The organism is Pseudomonas sp. SWRI92, assembly GCF_014268685.1.
GTDB lineage: Bacteria > Pseudomonadota > Gammaproteobacteria > Pseudomonadales > Pseudomonadaceae > Aquipseudomonas > Aquipseudomonas marvdashtae.
The window spans coordinates 25232-42673 of record NZ_JABWQY010000013.1 but is presented as its reverse complement, the minus strand read 5'-3'; the positions used below and the strand labels follow the sequence as shown (position 1 = coordinate 42673).

Below are 17442 nucleotides of genomic sequence, written 5' to 3'. Positions count from 1 at the left end.
AAACCTCATCAAACTCTTCAGGCGCATATCACTGCGGGTTGGCACGGGTGCTGGAAAGCAACGACTTCAGGTTGGCAGCCTTGGGCTTGACCAGCCAGAAACGACGCAAGTAGTCATCGAGGTTCTCGGCGAGCTCACGACCCCACTCGCTGTCGGTCTCCTCGACATACTCGTTCAGCACGCGCTGCAGGTGGCTGCGATACGCTTCCATCGCTTCGCCGCTGATCCGCTGGATTTCCACCAGTTCGTGGTTGACCCGGTCAACGAAGGTGTTGTCCTGGTCGAGCACATAGGCGAAACCGCCGGTCATGCCGGAGCCGAAGTTGTAACCGGTCTTGCCCAGGACGCAGACAAAACCACCGGTCATGTACTCGCAGCAGTGATCGCCGGTGCCTTCCACCACGGTGTGGGCGCCGGAGTTACGCACGGCGAAACGCTCGCCCGCGGTGCCAGCGGCAAACAACTTGCCGCCCGTGGCGCCATACAGGCAGGTGTTGCCGATGATCGCACTGTCCTGGGTCCGGTAGACACTGCCCTTGGGCGGAACGATAACCAACTTGCCGCCGGTCATGCCCTTGCCCACGTAGTCGTTCGCGTCACCTTCCAGGTACATGTTCAGGCCGCCGGCGTTCCAGACGCCGAAGCTTTGCCCGGCCGTGCCCTTGAAGCGGAAGGTGATCGGCGCCTGGGCCATGCCCTGGTTGCCATGCTTGCGAGCGATTTCACCGGAGATACGCGCACCGATGGAGCGGTCGCAATTGCAGATGCTCAGTTCGAACTCGGCACCGCTCATGTCGTTGATCGCCGCAGCGGCCATGTCGACCATCTTCTCGGCCAGCTCGCCCTTGTCGAACGGCGGGTTGCGATCAACCTGGCAGAACTGTGGCTTGTCCGCGGGAATGAGATCGCTGCCCAGCAATGGAGTCAGGTCCAAGTGTTGCTGCTTGGCGGTCTGGCCTTCGATCACTTCGAGCAGATCGGTACGGCCGATCAGCTCTTCCAGCGAGCGCACGCCCAGCTTCGCGAGCCATTCACGGGTCTCTTCGGCCACGTAGGTGAAGAAATTCACCACCATGTCGACAGTGCCGATGTAGTGATCCTTGCGCAGCTTCTCGTTCTGGGTCGCCACGCCGGTGGCGCAGTTGTTCAGGTGGCAGATGCGCAGGTATTTACAGCCCAGGGCGATCATCGGCGCAGTGCCGAAGCCAAAGCTTTCGGCGCCGAGAATCGCGGCCTTGATCACGTCGAGGCCGGTTTTCAGGCCACCGTCGGTCTGCACCCGAACTTTGCCGCGCAGGTCGTTGCCGCGCAGGGTCTGGTGAGTTTCCGCCAGGCCCAGTTCCCACGGCGCGCCGGCGTACTTGATTGAGGTCAGCGGCGATGCGCCGGTGCCGCCGTCGTAACCGGAAATGGTGATCAGGTCGGCATAGGCTTTCGCCACGCCCGCGGCAATGGTGCCCACGCCAGCTTCCGCCACCAGCTTCACCGAGACCAGCGCCTTCGGGTTCACCTGCTTGAGGTCGAAGATCAGTTGCGACAAATCTTCGATCGAGTAGATGTCGTGGTGCGGCGGCGGTGAGATCAGGGTCACGCCGGGGACCGCATAACGCAGCTTGGCGATCAGGCCGTTGACCTTGCCACCAGGCAATTGGCCGCCCTCACCGGGCTTGGCGCCCTGGGCCACCTTGATCTGCAACACTTCGGCGTTGACCAGGTATTCCGGCGTCACACCGAAGCGGCCGGTCGCCACTTGCTTGATCTTCGAACTCTTGATGGTGCCGTAGCGCGCCGGGTCTTCGCCGCCTTCGCCGGAGTTGGAACGCGCGCCGAGGCGGTTCATGGCTTCCGCCAGGGCTTCGTGGGCTTCGGGGGACAACGCACCCAGGGAAATACCAGCCGAATCGAAACGCTTGAGTACCGATTCCAGCGGCTCTACTTCACTGATGTCCAGCGGCGTGTCGAGGGTCTTGACCTTGAGCAGGTCGCGAATCATCGACACCGGACGGTTATCCACCAGCGCGGTGTATTCCTTGAACTTGCTGTAGTCGCCCTGCTGCACGGCGGCCTGCAAGGTATTGACCACGTCCGGGTTGTAGGCGTGGTATTCGCCACCGTGGACGAATTTCAGCAAGCCACCCTGCTGGATCGGCTTGCGCGGACTCCAGGCTTCGGCGGCCAGGGCTTTCTGTTCGGCTTCGATGTCGACGAAGCGCGCGCCCTTGATGCGGCTTGGCACGCCACGGAAGCTCAGCTCGCAGACTTCTTCGGACAGGCCGATGGCCTCGAACAATTGCGCGCCACGGTACGAGGCGATGGTCGAGATCCCCATCTTCGAAAGGATCTTGAGCAGGCCCTTGGTGATGCCCTTGCGGTAGTTCTTGAACACCTCGTAGAGGTCGCCCAGCACTTCACCGGTACGGATCAGGTCGCCCAGCACTTCATAGGCCAGGAACGGATAGACCGCCGAGGCGCCGAAGCCGATCAGCACCGCGAAGTGATGCGGATCGCGAGCCGTGGCGGTTTCCACCAGGATGTTCGAATCGCAGCGCAGGCCCTTTTCGGTCAGGCGATGGTGCACCGCGCCGGTGGCCAGCGAGGCGTGGATCGGCAGCTTGCCCGGCGCGATGTGGCGGTCGCTCAGCACGATCTGGGTGCGACCGGCGCGCGCGGCTTCTTCAGCCTGATCGGCCACGTTGCGGATCGCCGCTTCCAGACCGACGCTTTCGTCGTAGTTCAGGTCGATGACCTGGCGCTCGAAGCCCGGGCGATCGAGGTTGGTCAGCGAGCGCCACTTGGCCGGGGAAATGACCGGCGAGCTGAGGATCACGCGCGAGGCGTGTTCCGGCGACTCCTGGAAGATGTTGCGTTCTGCGCCGAGGCAGATTTCCAGCGACATCACGATCGCTTCGCGCAGCGGGTCGATCGGCGGGTTGGTGACCTGCGCGAACTGCTGGCGGAAATAGTCGTACGGCGTGCGCACGCGCTGCGATAGCACGGCCATCGGTGTGTCGTCGCCCATGGAGCCGACCGCTTCGTAGCCTTGCTCGCCCAACGGACGCAACACTTGGTCACGCTCTTCGAACGTCACCTGGTACATCTTCATGTACTGCTTGAGCTGATCGACGTCGTAGAAAGCCGAACCGTGATCGTTGTCTTCCATGGTCGCCTGGATGCGCAGGGCATTCTTGCGCAGCCATTGCTTGTACGGATGACGGGACTTGAGACGGTTGTCGATGGCGTCTGTGTCGAGGATCTGGCCGGTTTCGGTGTCCACGGCAAAGATCTGGCCCGGGCCTACGCGGCCCTTGGCGATGACGTCTTCGGGCTGGTAGTTCCAGACGCCGATTTCCGAGGCCAGGGTGATGAAGCCGTTGGTGGTGGTGACCCAACGTGCCGGACGCAGGCCGTTACGGTCGAGCAGGCACACCGCGTAGCGACCGTCGGTCATGACGATACCGGCCGGGCCGTCCCACGGCTCCATGTGCATGGAGTTGTATTCGTAGAAGGCGCGCAGGTCCGGGTCCATGGTCTCGACGTTTTGCCACGCTGGCGGCACCAGCATGCGCACGCCACGGAACAGGTCGATGCCGCCGGTCACCATCAGCTCGAGCATATTGTCCATGCTCGAGGAGTCCGAACCCACGCGGTTGACCAGCGGGCCAAGCTCTTCCAGGTCCGGCATCAAGTCGTTGGCGAACTTGGTGCGACGAGCCACGGCCCAGTTGCGGTTGCCGGTGATGGTGTTGATCTCGCCGTTGTGAGCGAGGAAGCGGAATGGCTGGGCCAGCGGCCATTTCGGCAGGGTGTTGGTGGAGAAGCGCTGGTGGAACACGCAGATCGCGGTCTTCAGGCGCTCGTCGCTCAGGTCCGGATAAAAGGCGGTGAGGTCCGCCGGCATCATCAGGCCTTTATAAATGATGGTCTTGTGGGAAAAGCTGCAGATGTAGTGATCGGTGTCGGCAGCGTTGGCCACGGACGAGCGACGACGCGAGCTGAACAGCTTGATCGACATCTCTTGGTCGCTCAGACCTTCGCCGGCAATAAATACTTGCTCGATCAGGGGCAGGCGCTCAAGGGCCAGGCGGCCGAGGACGCTGGTGTCGATCGGCACTTTGCGCCAGCCGACCAATTGCAGGCCGGCGGCCAGGATCTCGCGATTCATGTTTTCGCGAGCGGCTTGGGCCTTTACCGGGTCCTGATTGAAAAACACCATGCCCACGGCGTATTGCTTGGGCAGGGTCACGCCAAACGTTTCCTGGGCTACGGCACGCAGGAACTCGTCGGGTTTTTGAATCAGCAAGCCACAACCGTCACCGGTCTTGCCGTCGGCGTTGATCCCACCACGGTGGGTCATGCAGGTCAGGGCCTCAATGGCCGTTTGCAAAAGGGTATGACTGGGCTCGCCCTGCATATGGGCTATCAGGCCAAAACCGCAGTTATCCTTGAATTCATCTGGTTGGTACAGACCTGCTTTCATAGACACTTTCTCACCAGGCTGCCTCTTATCGAGGCAAATTTCTTTTCAATTCAGCCAGTTGCGTGCCGCGCCGAACGTACGCCAGCTTTGCGGGGGCAAAAGGGAGGTCATTGTACACACCGTCACAGAGGCTCACAAATTTGACGACGAACTGTCGCAAATCCATGTCGCATTTGTGAAAGGTTTAAAGCTATATGCTGTGCTAGTCAAAACTTTTTTGGGTTCGACCGCTACGACTCAAACGCTACTGTGACGCAGACACCACAAGGCGCGCGGCCTGAAAGGTCGCTCGCCGTTGCGGAAATTTTGAGGTTGCCGGGAGAGGCGGCCTGGGTAAGGCCGCCGAATCATCAGCGAGTTGCTGCCAGTTCCTGTTGGACGCTGGCGACAGTGCGAGGCCAAGGTTTACCAGCCTGAACCTTCGCTGGCAAGGCCTTGATGGCGGAAACGGCTGCGTCACGGTTGGCAAAGCTGCCGTAGGTGATGACGTAAAGCGGCTTGCCGTTGAGCACTTTCTTGAAATAACGGTACTCGCCGCCCTGCTCCTTGACGAAACTCTGCGCAGCAGTTTCGGAGCTGGTGCCGAGGATCTGCACCACGTAGTTGCCCGGCGCCTGGCCGGCATACCAGCTACCGCCCGCGGCCTTGGCCGGGGTGGCGGCAGGCTTGGCCGCTGGGGCCGGCTTGGTGGCAGGCGCTGGAACCGGAGCAGGCTTGGCGGTCGCCAACTGGGTCGGCGCCGGAGTCGGCTTGGCGGGAGCTGGGGTCGGCGCCGGACCGGCAGGCACACCGGGAGGTGGCGCGGTGGTGGTCACGGTAGGTGGTACGTCGCTGGTGTCTTCGATCGGCGGCGGTGCGCCGTCGTCGCCTTCGGTAATTCCGCCAGCCGCTTCAGCCAGGGGACCGCGCATGACCGGCTGTGACTGCCCGACCAGCGGCAGCGGCATTGGCTGCGTGTTGCCGGCAAATTCCACCGCCGGGGCGCCGGCACCTGCGTTGGGTTGCGGCGTGCCCTGACCGAGAGGCAGCTGTGCCTGTTCGTTGGCTGGTGCGCCGGTGGTGGGTGCCTTGTTGCGACCTGGCATCAGCCAGGCGGCAGCGACCGCGACCACGACCACGGCGGAAATCGCCAATACGTGTTTCTTCGGCATGTTGAACCCCATACTTGGACGCTTCACCGCTGAGCGGCTGGCGATCATGATTTCGATCAGAGCATCTCGAGCCACCTGGTTGATGTTGCCAGGCCAGCCGTCGGAGCTTTCGTGAATCTCAGAGATCTGATCCGCGGTGAAAAGTTCGATACCCCGGCCCGCACCCTCAAGACGCTGCGCCAGGTATTCGCGTGTTTCTTCCTCGGTGTAGGGCGCCAGTTCGATGACGTGGAAACGCTCTTCCTCAAGTTCCAGTTGGTCTAGAACTGCGATCAACGACGACTCGCCAAACAGGAACACGTGAGGGCGTCCTTCCGGTGCACCGGCGGCGAGGGCCAGCAAGGCTTCCAAGGCCGATTCGTCGAGTTGTTCGGCATCATCCACCAGGAGATAGACTTCCTGACCGGTCAGCGCCAATTGCACGATCTGGTCGAGAATTGCGCCAATCTCCGCCTGGGCGACATTCAGCGCCTGGGCCACTTGACGCAACACACCCGCCGCATCGCCCGCGCCACGGGCCGACACCACCACGCTTTGCACCGACTGCTTGTTGGTACTGGCCACCAGCGCCTGGCGCAGCAACGTCTTGCCGCTGCCCTGGGGCCCGGTGACGACCAACAGCAACTGGCTGTAGCGCGCCAAGTGGTGCAATTGGCCCAGCACCGGCTTGCGTTGGGCCGGGAAGAACTTGAAGCCTGGGACCCGAGGAGCAAATGGGTCATGACTTAACTGGAAGTGGCCGAGGAAAGCCTCGTCGGCATGCAAACTAGTCATCGAAATCTTCTTAACCTTTAAGCTGAGCCAGGGCGCGGTAGTCCGCTCCCAGCGTGGCCTGTAGAACCTCTTTCGGATAATCGTCGGTCACCACCGCTTCGCCCATGTGGCGCAGCAGCACCAGACGCAGACGACCGTCGATCACTTTTTTGTCGATTGCCATGTGTTCAAGGAAATCCGCCTCGGTCATTTCTTCGGGCGGAACGACCGGCAGCCCGGCGCGCTGGAACAGGCGAATCCCACGATCACGCTCCTGCTCGCTGATCCAGCCCAGGCGCGCAGACATCTCCAGGGCCATGACCGTCCCCGCGGCAACGGCCTCGCCATGCAGCCAGACGCCATAACCCATATGGGTTTCGATGGCGTGGCCGAAGGTGTGGCCCAGGTTGAGCGTGGCACGCACGCCCGACTCGCGCTCATCGGCGCCAACCACGGCAGCCTTAGCTGCGCAGGAACGCTCGATGGCGTAGGTGAGCGCCGTTTGATCCAGCGCACGCAGGCGATCTACGTTGTCTTCGAGCCAACCCAGGAATGGCTCGTCGCAGATCAGCCCGTACTTGATGACTTCCGCCAACCCGGCAGACAGCTCGCGCGCCGGCAAGGACTTGAGCGTAGCGGTGTCGATCAGCACCACGTTGGGCTGATAGAACGCACCCACCATGTTCTTGCCCAGCGGATGGTTGATCCCGGTCTTGCCTCCGACCGACGAGTCGACTTGGGAAAGCAGCGTGGTTGGAATCTGGATGAAATCCACACCGCGCTGATAACACGCCGCGGCAAAACCTGCCATGTCACCGATCACGCCGCCGCCCAGGGCGACCACGGTGGTGCGGCGATCATGCCGCGCGGTCAGCAGCCCGTCGAAAATCAACTGCAGGGTTTCCCAGGTCTTGAAGGCCTCACCGTCAGGCAACACGACGGAAATGACCGAATAAGCCGACAGGCTGCGAGTCAGGCGTTCCAGATACAAAGGGGCGACGGTTTCATTGGTGATAATTGCCACTTGCCGCCCAGCGATGTGCGGCGCCAGCAGTTCTGGCTGGTCCAGCAAGCCTTCGCCAATGTGAATCGGGTAGCTGCGCTCGCCCAGATCGACCTTAAGTGTCTGCATGTGTCCCCACAGTGAAGATGAAATCAGGCGTCCTGCCTGCAATTAACGAAAGTCCGTGGTGCCTGCCATGACGCCAGTTAATGGCCATCCGCCACGCCACAGTCGGGCTTGGACGGGATGCCGAGGATAGCGCATTTCGCGCGGCGCATTAACGGGGGGGCAGTTGTTGCAGGCGCTCCAGAATTTCCAGCACCACCATCCGCGGCGGACGCTCATCGGTTTCGATGACCAGATCGGCTATTTCCCGATACAGCGGGTCACGCACCTCCAGCAGGTCCCGCAGGGTCCTGGCCGGGTCGGCGGTACGCAACAGCGGGCGGTTGCGATCACGGGCGGTGCGGCCGACCTGCTGTTCGACGGATGCATGCAGATAGACCACCCGTCCGCCGGCATGCAGCGCCCGACGATTGGCTTCGCGCATCACCGCGCCGCCGCCGGTGGCCAGCACCACACCCTCGAAACCACACAGCTCGGCGATCATCGCCTGCTCGCGGTCGCGAAAGCCCGGCTCGCCTTCCTTATCGAAGATCCACGGGATATTGGCACCCGTGCGCAATTCAATTTCCTTGTCGGAATCTTTGAATGGCAGGCGCAGCTCTTTGGCCAGCAGACGACCGATGGTGCTTTTTCCAGCCCCCATCGGTCCAACAAGAATCAAATTTCGCACAGAATCAACGACTCACAGCAATCGCCTGGTTGTTCATGATACGCGGAGTGAGAAACACCAGCAGCTCGGATTTTTTCTCCGAAACCACATCACGCCGGAAAAGGCGGCCAAGATACGGCACATCGCCAAGAAATGGCACCTTATCTACGACCTTGCTCTGAGTATTTGAGAAAACCCCGCCAATCACAATGGTCTCGCCATCATTGACCAGGACCTTGGCGTTGACTTCGTTTTTCTTGATCGGCGGCACATCCTGCACCATGTTCAAGTAGTCCGGCTCATCCTTGGTGACCTTGACCTCCATGATGATGCGGTTGTCCGGAGTGATTTGCGGGGTCACCTCCAGCGACAGCGCGGCTTCCTTGAACGACACCGAGGTGGCGCCGCTGGAGCTGGCTTCCTGGTAGGGAATTTCGGTGCCCTTGAGGATTTTCGCGGTCTCCTTGTCGGAGGTCACCACTTTGGGCTGGGAGACGATTTCCCCATTGCCGGTCTTTTCCATGGCCGTCAGCTCCAGATCCAGCAGCACGTTGTCGGTGATGAACGCGATACCGATTCCCGACGTATTGCCTGACGCGCCCAGGTCGACGAACGGCTGGTTGGTGCTGGTGCTGCCCGGCGTGCCAATGGTGGTGGAGTCCCCGGTGGAGACGCCGGACGAATTCCAGTTGCCCTTGTTCTGGATCGAGCCGCCCCAACGCACGCCCAGGCTTTTGTCGTAATCGACGTTGGCCTCGACGATTCGCGCCTCGATCATCACCTGGCGCACCGGGATATCCAGTTGCGCCACGATCCGGCGCAGCTCGTCGAGTCGGTCCTGGGTCTGGTAGGCAATAATGTTGTTGGTCCGCTCATCGACCGTGATCGTGCCCCGCTCGTCCGCCTTCGCCTCGGCACTGGTGACCGACTGGAACAGCTTGGCAATGTCGGCCGCCTTCGCATAGTTGACCTGCAACAGCTCGCGCCGCAGCGGCGCCAGGTCGGCAATCTGCTTCTGGGATTCCAGCTCCTGGCGCTCGCGTGCCGCAATCTCATCCGCCGGCGCCACCAGCAGCACATTTCCAACCATGCGCTTGTCCAGCCCCTTGGTCTTGAGCACAAGGTCCAACGCTTGGTCCCAAGGTACGTTCTGCAAGCGCAGTGTGATCCCGCCCTGCACCGTGTCGCTGGCCACCAGGTTCAGATTGGTGAAGTCGGCGATCAACTGCAGCACCGAGCGCACTTCAATGTCCTGGAAGTTGAGGGACAACTTTTCGCCGTTATAGGCGGCACGATCGGTGTTGCGTTTTTGCAGGTCCTCGACGCTCATTGGCCGGACACTGACGGTCAGCTTGTTGTCGGTCTGGTAGGTCGAATAGTCGAACGTGCCGCTGGGCTCGATGCTGATGGTGGCGCGATCGGCGCCAGCGCTGGCATTGACGAATTGCACCGGGGTGGCGAAGTCCTTGACGTCCAGGCGCACCCGTAACGGTTCGGGCAATTGCGTCCTGGCAAAATTGAGGATGATCTTGCCTTCGCGCTCCTGGATGTCGGGAGCGATGGAAGGGTCCGACAGGTCGATCACTACATTGCCTTCACCCTGGGTGCCACGCTGGAAATCCACCCCCCTGATGGCTTTGCCCAGCGAGGCGCTGGGCCTGGCGGGCGCAGGGCTGGCGATTGCCGGGCGCGGGGGCTGCGTGGAGGTCCTGGCAGCCGCGCCCTTGCCGACCACCACGAACAGGTTGTTACCCTCGATTCGCGTGTCATAAGGCGCCAATTGCGTAAGGCCGATGATCAACCGGGTTCGCTCACCCGCCTCTACCACCGTGGCGCTGCGCGCGTTGCCTGCGCCAAGGTCACGGCTCTTGCTGGTTAATTGACTGGTCACGCCGGGCAGGTCCAGCGCGATACGGGCCGGTTGTTCGGTGGTATAGCCTCGCGGCGTCGGTGGTGGCCCGTCGAAGGCAAGCTTCAGCTCGATACGGTCACCCGGCAACGTCGCGACATCGAGCGTCTTCAGGCTGGCCCCATGAACCGTCGGCGACAGCAGCGCTATCCATAGCGAAATACCGAGGGCTGGAAAAATCCTGTTCATTGTTCGAATTCCACTATGAATGCTCTTTCAAAGGAATGGTCCGAGGCCGCTCCAGCCAGGCACCTTCGCCGTCAGGAACGATTTCGACCACATCGACCTGGGTGGCGCTGATGGCGACGATCCGTCCGTCGTTGCGCCCCAGATAGTCTCCGACCTTCAACCGATGCACCCCACCCGCGCCGCGCAAGAGCGCAAAGGAGCCACTGGCATTGGAGATCGTCCCGACCATTTCAAACTGTTCGATGTTGAAGCCTTCCAGGTATTGCTTGGCTCGATTGGGGTCGGGCCGCACGTTGCGCGAGCCCTGTTGCCGGCCGGCCTGGTCCACGCGCACCTGCTGGGAGAATGGGCTACGCAGATTGGCGGCGCTGTAGGTAAAGGTTTCGTTAGGCCTGAAGGTCGGCGTGGGTTCTATCTTGCCGGGCGGGCGCAGGCGTACCTCGTTCATATAGGCGTCCAGGTCGCTGAAGCCGTCGCCGTTGTTGCAACCAGCCAACGCGAGTAACCCGGCCAGCAGGCTGATGCGACAGGTCGCCCTCATGGCTGGGCCTCCTGCTCGTTGTACCGGTAGGTCTTGGCCTGGATGCTCATGCGCAGCTTCGCCCCTGCTTCGGGCTCCATCGGTGCGATTTCGAAATCGTGCAGGGTGACGATCCGGGGCAACCCGGCCACACCGCTGACGAAAGTCGCCAGGTCATGGTAGCCGCCCGTCACGGTGATCTGGATCGGCAACTCGATGTAGAACGGCTGGGTGACTTCCGGCAACAGCTTGATTTCCTCGAACTCCAGGCCGCTGCCCAGGCCCGTGCGGGTGATGTCCTCCAGCAGGCCCGGCACCTCGGTGTCACTGGGCAATTGCCGCAACAGCACGCCGAAGGAGGTCTCCATCTGCTTCATCTGTTCGGTGTAGCGCTCCAGGTTCGCCGCCATGTGGGCCTTGCCCGCAAATTGCGCCTTAAGCGTATTTTCTTCCTCGCGCACCTGCTGCAGCTGGGTTTGCAGGTCGCTCAAAGCAAAGTTATAGCCCAGTCCCAGCACCAGGATGACCAACAGGATGCCGGCCAGCCACTTGACCGCCATGGGCCACGAACCGACGTTGTTGGTATCCAGGTCACTGATATCGATCTTGCGCAGCGCGTCCAGCCACTCCCCCGGCTTCATTGGGCGCCCTCCGCATCGGCCGGGCGGGTCTGGCGAACCGTCAGTTGGAAAACGTTCGCCTGGTCAAGCTGGCCTGCCGTGGTGGCCTTGACTTCCGCCAGGCTGGGCGCGTCGAACAGGTCCGATGAGTCCAGGTTGCGCATCAGGTCCGAGACGCGGTTGTTGGACTGCGCCGCGCCCTTGATGGAGAGCGTGCCCTCCTCCATCTTTACCTCGGTGAAATACACGCCGTCCGGCAAGGTCCGCGCCAGCTGGTCGAAAATGCGTGCGCTGACCGGTCGGTTACCCTGCAAGTCCTGGATGATGCGCATGCGCTCCAGCAGTTGTTGCCGACGAGCCTTGAGCTCGCTGATCTGCTGGATGCGTTCGTCGAGTATCGCAATCTGCTCGGTGATGTGGCCATTACGTGCCGTTTGATAGTCGATGGCGCTGTTCAGGTACTGCACCGCAATCAGCGTCAGCCCTACCGCGCCGACCAGCGCCCCCACCAGCGCCAGTAAAAAGCGTTTGCGACGCTCTTCGCGCAGCTCTTCGCGCCAGGGTAGAAGGTTGATCCGCGCCATCAGTCGAAACTCCTGAGGGCCAGCCCGCAGGCGATCATCAGCGCCGGCGCGTCACTGGCCAGGGCGCCCGCATTGACCTTGCTGCTCAAGGCCATGTTGGTGAACGGGTTGGCCACCTGGGTCGGTGTGCCCAAGCGCTGTTCGATCAGCCGATCCAGGCCCGCAACCGACGCCGTGCCACCGGCCAGCAGAATGTGATCCACCGCGCTGTACTGGCCCGAAGCGAAGAAGAACTGCAAGGAGCGCGACACCTGCTGGACCAGCGCTTCGCGAAACGGTTGCAACACCTCGCTGAGATAGTCGTCCGGCAAGCCGCCCTGTTTTTTCGCCAGGCCGGCCTGCTCGGGGGTCAGGCCATAGCGGCGCTGGATTTCCTCGGTCAGTTGGCGGCCACCAAACAGTTGTTCCCGGGTATAAATGATGCGGCCATTGTGTAGCACGCTGAGCGTGGTCATCGTGGCACCGATGTCGATCACCGCCACGGTCAGGCGCTCCTGGGACGCGGCCAACTGCGTTGCGAGCAGGCCGAAGGCGCGCTCCAGCGCGTAGGCTTCCACGTCAACCACGCGAGCGGTCAGCCCGGCGAGCGCCAATGCGGCCTCGCGAACCTCGACGTTTTCCTTGCGACACGCCGCCAGCAGCACTTCGACCCGTTCGGCGCTGCGGGGCGATACACCCACCACTTCGAAATCGATCGCCACCTCATCCAGGGGATAAGGAATGTACTGGTCGGCTTCGATCTTGAGCTGGTTTTCCATGTCGTCGTCGGATAGCCCGGCGTCCATCTCGATGGTCTTGGTGATGACCGCCGACCCCGCAACGGCCACCGCCACGTTGCGCAAGGGCGTCTTGGCCTTGGCCAGCACCCGCGACAATGCCTGTCCCACACCTTCGAGCTCGGCAATGTTCTTTTCAACCACCGCGTTGGCAGGCAACGGTTCGACCGCATACGACTCGACGCGGTAACGGTCCCCCTGGCGACTCAATTCGAGCAGCTTCACCGACGTCGAGCTGATGTCGATCCCCAGAAGCGCATGGGCTTTTTTATTGAAGAGTCGTAGCACTACCAATTCCCTATGACTATCCGTGAGTTACGGACTCTCTAATATGCGTTGCGTTCAATCCCCCCGGTCCGATGGATGTCCGGATGGCGTTTGCGACGAAAAAAAATGCTTATAATGCCCAGCGTTTTTTTTCGCTTTGTTGCAAGCACGGGTCCTTCCCTGCACCTGGCGCCTTTTTCATTCTTTGCCTGGATATCCAAAAGCCTTGATACGTCTGCTGAAATTTTTCGGATGGTCCATCGTCGCCGTTTTCTGCGGACTGCTGCTGGGTCTGAGCGGTGCGTTTCTTTACCTTAGTCCGGGATTGCCGTCCGTGGAGGCGCTGAGAAGTATTCAGTTGCAGATTCCTTTGCGGGTGTACAGCAGCGACAACAAGTTGATCGCCGAATTTGGCGAAATGCGCCGCACGCCGATCCGTTTCGCCGACATTCCCCCCAATTTCATCAATGCGTTACTAAGTGCTGAAGACGACAACTTCGCCAATCACTATGGTGTCGATCCAGGCAGCCTGATGCGCGCGGCCAGCCAATTGATCAAGAGTGGTCATATCCAGTCGGGCGGCAGCACCATCACCATGCAGGTGGCCAAGAACTTCTTCTTGACCAGCGAGCGCAGCTTTTCGCGCAAGACCACCGAGATTCTCCTGGCCCTGCAAATCGAGCGGCAGCTGACCAAGGACGAAATCCTCGAGCTGTACGTGAACAAGATTTACCTGGGCAACCGCGCCTACGGCATCGAGGCGGCGGCGCAGGTGTATTACGGCAAATCGATTCGCGACGTCAGCCTGGCGCAGATGGCGATGATCGCCGGCCTGCCCAAGGCACCGTCGCGTTTCAACCCCCTGGCCAACCCGACACGAAGCAAAGAGCGCCGCGACTGGATCCTGGGGCGCATGTACAAGCTCGGAAAAATCAGCGAAGCCGACTACACCGCCGCGATCAACGAGCCGTTGAACGCCAGCTATCACGTGCCGACCCCTGAAGTGAATGCCCCGTACATCGCCGAAATGGCCCGGGCCGAGATGGTCGGGCGCTATGGCAGCGACGCCTACACCGAAGGTTTTCGCGTGACCACCACGATACCGAGCAATCTGCAGGAAATGGCCAATACCGCGCTGCATGAAGGCCTGATGACTTACGACCAGCGCCACGGCTACCGGGGTCCTGAATCGCGCCTGCCGGGCAAGACCAAGGAAGCCTGGGCCCTTGAACTGACCAAGCAACGCACCATCAGCAGCCTGGAACCGGCCATCGTCACCCAAGTGGACAAGGATGGCATCAAGGTGCTGACGCGCAATGGCGAATCGGAAGAGCACGTGGCCTGGGACACCATGAAATGGGCCCGCCAGTTCCTCAATACCAACAGCATGGGGGCCAATCCTCGCCAGCCCGCGGACGTTGCCCAGGTCGGCGATCTGATCCGGGTGCAGCGCCAGCCGGACAACTCCCTTAAATTCAGCCAGATCCCCGCCGCCCAAGGCGCGCTGGTGTCGCTGGATCCGCAGAACGGCGCCATCCGCTCCCTGGTGGGCGGCTTTGCCTTCGAGCAGAGCAACTACAACCGTGCGTTGCAGGCCAAGCGTCAACCAGGCTCGAGTTTCAAGCCGTTTGTCTACAGCGCCGCACTGGATAACGGCTACACCGCCGCCAGCCTGGTCAACGACGCGCCAATCGTGTTTGTCGACGAGTATCTGGACAAGGTATGGCGTCCGAAGAACGACACCAACACTTTCCTCGGGCCGATTCGCCTGCGCGAAGCCCTGTACAAGTCACGTAACCTGGTATCGATCCGCCTGTTGCAGGCGCTGGGCGTGGACCGCACCATCGACTACATCAGCAAGTTCGGCTTCAACAAGCAGGACCTGCCACGCAACCTGTCCCTGGCCCTCGGCACCGCAACCCTGACCCCGATGGAAATCGCCACCGGCTGGAGCACGTTCGCCAACGGCGGCTACAAGATCACCCCATACATCATCGACAAAATCGAAAGCCGCAATGGCGACACCCTGTTTGTCGCCAACCCGCCACGGGTGCCCTCCGGCGAAGAGGCCAGCGAGGGTGTCGCGGCGCCGTCCACCGAGACGTTCACGGTCAACCCGGTGGCAGGCGAAGCCACCACCGCCCCCGCCGTCCCCCAAGCGCCAGCCATCGCCGAACGCATTGTTGACGGCCGCACCACCTACATCCTCAACAGCATGCTGCAGGACGTCATCAAGCTCGGCACCGGTCGCCGCGCCCTGGCGCTGGGTCGTACCGACCTGGCAGGCAAGACCGGTACCACAAACGAATCCAAGGACGCCTGGTTCTCCGGCTACAACGCCGATTACGTCACCACCGTCTGGACCGGTTTCGACCAGCCCGAGAGCCTGGGTCGCCGCGAGTTTGGCGGCACCGTGGCGCTGCCGATCTGGATGACCTACATGGGCGCCGCCCTCAAGGACAAACCGCCCCACACCCAACCGGAGCCGGAAGGCATCCTCAGCCTGCGGGTCGACCCGGTCAGCGGCCGTGCCGCTACGCCAGGCACTCCGGGGGCGTACTTCGAGCTGTTCAAGAGCGAAGACACGCCGCCGTCGGCCAACGAGCTGGGCAACGGTGTAGCACCAGGCAGCCCGCTGCCGGCGGATGAAGCGGCACCGATCGATTTGTTCTGACCGAGCCCAACCCAAAAGCCCAACCTTCGGAAGAAGCGCGGGGCTTTTTTATGCCGCGCAAGGACCCTGTGGCGAGGGGATTTATCCCCGCTGGGCTGCGCAGCAGCCCCAAATTCAGACAGCGCGGAACAATAGATGAACCGCGTCAGCCGGATTACGACTGCTGCGCAGCCGAGCGGGGATAAATCCCCTCGCCACAGGTCTTCGACTTGCCCAGCAAAGGATGTCCATCCATACAACCCGACAAAAAAAAGCCCCGACTCACAGGAGCCGGGGCTTTTCGTTGAAGCGTTACAACGGCTTAACCGTTAAACACGTCATCCACGCTCTTGAGCGGGTAGTTCTTCGGATACGGCAGGGTCGCCACACCGGTCTCGATCGCGGCCTTGGCCACGGCGTCGGAGATCAGGGTGATCAGGCGGGCGTCCATTGGTTTCGGAATGATGTACTCACGACCGAACTCCAGCTTGATGCCGCCGTAGGCGTCGCACACTTCCTGAGGCACCGGCAGCTTGGCCAGTTCGCGCAAGGCGTTGGCGGCTGCGACTTTCATCTCTTCGTTGATGCGCTTGGCGCGAACGTCCAGGGCACCACGGAAGATGAAGGGGAAGCCCAGGACGTTGTTGACCTGGTTCGGGTAGTCCGAACGGCCGGTGGCCATGATTACATCATTGCGGGTCGCGTGAGCCAGCTCCGGGGAGATTTCCGGGTCCGGGTTCGAGCAGGCGAACACGATCGGATTCGGCGCCATGCGCAGCAGGTTTTCCGGGCTCAGCAGGTTAGGACCCGACAGGCCAACAAAAACGTCGGCACCTTCCAGCGCGTCCGCCAGGGAGCGCTTGTCGGTCGCGTGGGCAAACACGGCCTTATACTGGTTCAGGTCGTCACGGCCGGAGTGGATCACGCCTGTACGGTCGACCATGAAGATGTTTTCGATCTTGGCACCCATGCTCACCAGCAATTTCATGCAGGAGATGGCCGCAGCGCCGGCGCCCAGGCAGACAATCTTGGCTTCCGGCAGGGTCTTGCCAGCGATTTCCAGGGCGTTGATCATGCCGGCCGCGGTGACGATTGCGGTACCGTGCTGGTCGTCGTGGAAAACCGGAATGTCGCACTGTTCGATCAGGGCGCGCTCGATCTCAAAGCACTCTGGTGCCTTGATGTCTTCCAGGTTGATACCACCGAAGGTGATGGAGATACGCTTGACGGTGTCGATGAAGGCTTGTGGGCTTTCGGAGTCGACTTCGATGTCGAACACGTCGATGCCAGCAAAGCGCTTGAACAGCACGCCCTTGCCTTCCATCACAGGCTTGGAGGCCAATGGGCCGAGGTTGCCCAGGCCAAGAATCGCGGTGCCATCGGAAATGACTGCAACCAGGTTGCCCTTGCCGGTGTATTTGTAGGCCAGTTCAGGGTCGCGAGCGATTTCGCGTACTGGTTCGGCTACGCCGGGGCTGTAGGCCAGCGACAGGTCGCGGGCAGTAGCGGTGGCCTTGGTGAGCTCGACACTCAGCTTTCCTGGACGAGGATTAGCGTGATATTCGAGAGCGGCAGTTTTCAGATCAGACATGTGGGCATTCCGCTTTTTACTGTGTTGGACAGACGGACCGCCGAGGATACGCGCCTCGCAAAGTCCCTACAAGACTGACCAGTCACTGCTGTCAAGCGCCCTGCCCTACGACTTTGGGCCAAGAGCTACGAAACACAAGGGATTGATGCATACAATCCAAGGCAAAAATGTCCA

The 17442-nt window shown here is 61.4% G+C and carries 11 protein-coding genes; 1 reads left to right on the top strand and 10 read right to left on the bottom strand.

The window, feature by feature from the left end:
- Positions 1-28: 28 nt before the first annotated feature.
- From gltB to HU762_RS19110, 9 genes are all read right to left on the bottom strand, one after another.
- The gene (gltB, locus tag HU762_RS19150) at positions 29-4477 is read right to left on the bottom strand and encodes a glutamate synthase large subunit (protein ID WP_186639657.1); all 4449 of its coding nucleotides are present in this window, start codon (positions 4475-4477) and stop codon (positions 29-31) included.
- A gap of 350 nt (positions 4478-4827) precedes the next feature.
- Positions 4828-6402 (bottom strand): AAA family ATPase, encoded by a 1575-nt coding sequence (locus HU762_RS19145; protein ID WP_186639656.1) that lies wholly within the window; start codon positions 6400-6402, stop codon positions 4828-4830.
- A 10-nt stretch (positions 6403-6412) separates the two neighbouring features.
- Positions 6413-7513: a 3-dehydroquinate synthase gene (gene aroB / locus HU762_RS19140; protein ID WP_186611755.1), complete on the bottom strand. Its 1101-nt coding sequence runs from the start codon at positions 7511-7513 to the stop codon at positions 6413-6415.
- 148 nt (positions 7514-7661) lie between these two features.
- On the bottom strand, positions 7662-8180 hold the full coding sequence (gene aroK, locus HU762_RS19135) for a shikimate kinase AroK (RefSeq protein ID WP_186611754.1): 519 nt from the start codon (positions 8178-8180) through the stop codon (positions 7662-7664).
- A gap of 4 nt (positions 8181-8184) precedes the next feature.
- On the bottom strand, positions 8185-10257 hold the full coding sequence (gene pilQ, locus HU762_RS19130) for a type IV pilus secretin PilQ (protein ID WP_186639654.1): 2073 nt from the start codon (positions 10255-10257) through the stop codon (positions 8185-8187).
- Between the two features lie 13 nt (positions 10258-10270).
- Complete coding sequence (locus HU762_RS19125; protein WP_186639652.1) at positions 10271-10798, bottom strand: pilus assembly protein PilP; 528 nt, start codon at positions 10796-10798, stop codon at positions 10271-10273.
- The gene (pilO, locus tag HU762_RS19120; RefSeq protein ID WP_186611751.1) at positions 10795-11418 is read right to left on the bottom strand and encodes a type 4a pilus biogenesis protein PilO; all 624 of its coding nucleotides are present in this window, start codon (positions 11416-11418) and stop codon (positions 10795-10797) included. Before pilO ends, HU762_RS19125 begins: the two co-directional genes overlap by 4 nt.
- A complete protein-coding gene (locus tag HU762_RS19115; protein WP_186639650.1) occupies positions 11415-11981 on the bottom strand; it encodes a PilN domain-containing protein in 567 nt (188 codons plus the stop codon). The genes pilO and HU762_RS19115 overlap by 4 nt, the downstream gene beginning before the upstream one ends.
- Positions 11981-13045: a pilus assembly protein PilM gene (locus HU762_RS19110; RefSeq protein ID WP_186639648.1), complete on the bottom strand. Its 1065-nt coding sequence runs from the start codon at positions 13043-13045 to the stop codon at positions 11981-11983. The genes HU762_RS19115 and HU762_RS19110 overlap by 1 nt, the downstream gene beginning before the upstream one ends.
- A 205-nt stretch (positions 13046-13250) precedes the next feature.
- Between HU762_RS19110 and HU762_RS19105 the strand changes: the two genes are divergently transcribed.
- Complete coding sequence (locus HU762_RS19105) at positions 13251-15698, top strand: penicillin-binding protein 1A (RefSeq protein ID WP_186639646.1); 2448 nt, start codon at positions 13251-13253, stop codon at positions 15696-15698.
- A gap of 301 nt (positions 15699-15999) precedes the next feature.
- Here the strand turns inward: HU762_RS19105 and HU762_RS19100 are convergent, their stop codons facing one another.
- On the bottom strand, positions 16000-17268 hold the full coding sequence (locus HU762_RS19100; RefSeq protein ID WP_186639645.1) for a malic enzyme-like NAD(P)-binding protein: 1269 nt from the start codon (positions 17266-17268) through the stop codon (positions 16000-16002).
- Positions 17269-17442 lie beyond the last annotated feature (174 nt).

What these genes read in the sequence shown, in the direction of transcription:
- pilQ (WP_186639654.1), bottom strand. Translation starts at nt 10,257, where the DNA reads ATGAACAGGATTTTTCCAGCCCTCGGTATTTCGCTATGGATAGCGCTG.
- HU762_RS19145 (WP_186639656.1), bottom strand. Translation starts at nt 6,402, where the DNA reads ATGACTAGTTTGCATGCCGACGAGGCTTTCCTCGGCCACTTCCAGTTA.
- gltB (WP_186639657.1), bottom strand. Translation starts at nt 4,477, where the DNA reads ATGAAAGCAGGTCTGTACCAACCAGATGAATTCAAGGATAACTGCGGT.
- HU762_RS19125 (WP_186639652.1), bottom strand. Translation starts at nt 10,798, where the DNA reads ATGAGGGCGACCTGTCGCATCAGCCTGCTGGCCGGGTTACTCGCGTTG.
- HU762_RS19100 (WP_186639645.1), bottom strand. Translation starts at nt 17,268, where the DNA reads ATGTCTGATCTGAAAACTGCCGCTCTCGAATATCACGCTAATCCTCGT.
- HU762_RS19115 (WP_186639650.1), bottom strand. Translation starts at nt 11,981, where the DNA reads ATGGCGCGGATCAACCTTCTACCCTGGCGCGAAGAGCTGCGCGAAGAG.
- pilO (WP_186611751.1), bottom strand. Translation starts at nt 11,418, where the DNA reads ATGAAGCCGGGGGAGTGGCTGGACGCGCTGCGCAAGATCGATATCAGT.
- aroB (WP_186611755.1), bottom strand. Translation starts at nt 7,513, where the DNA reads ATGCAGACACTTAAGGTCGATCTGGGCGAGCGCAGCTACCCGATTCAC.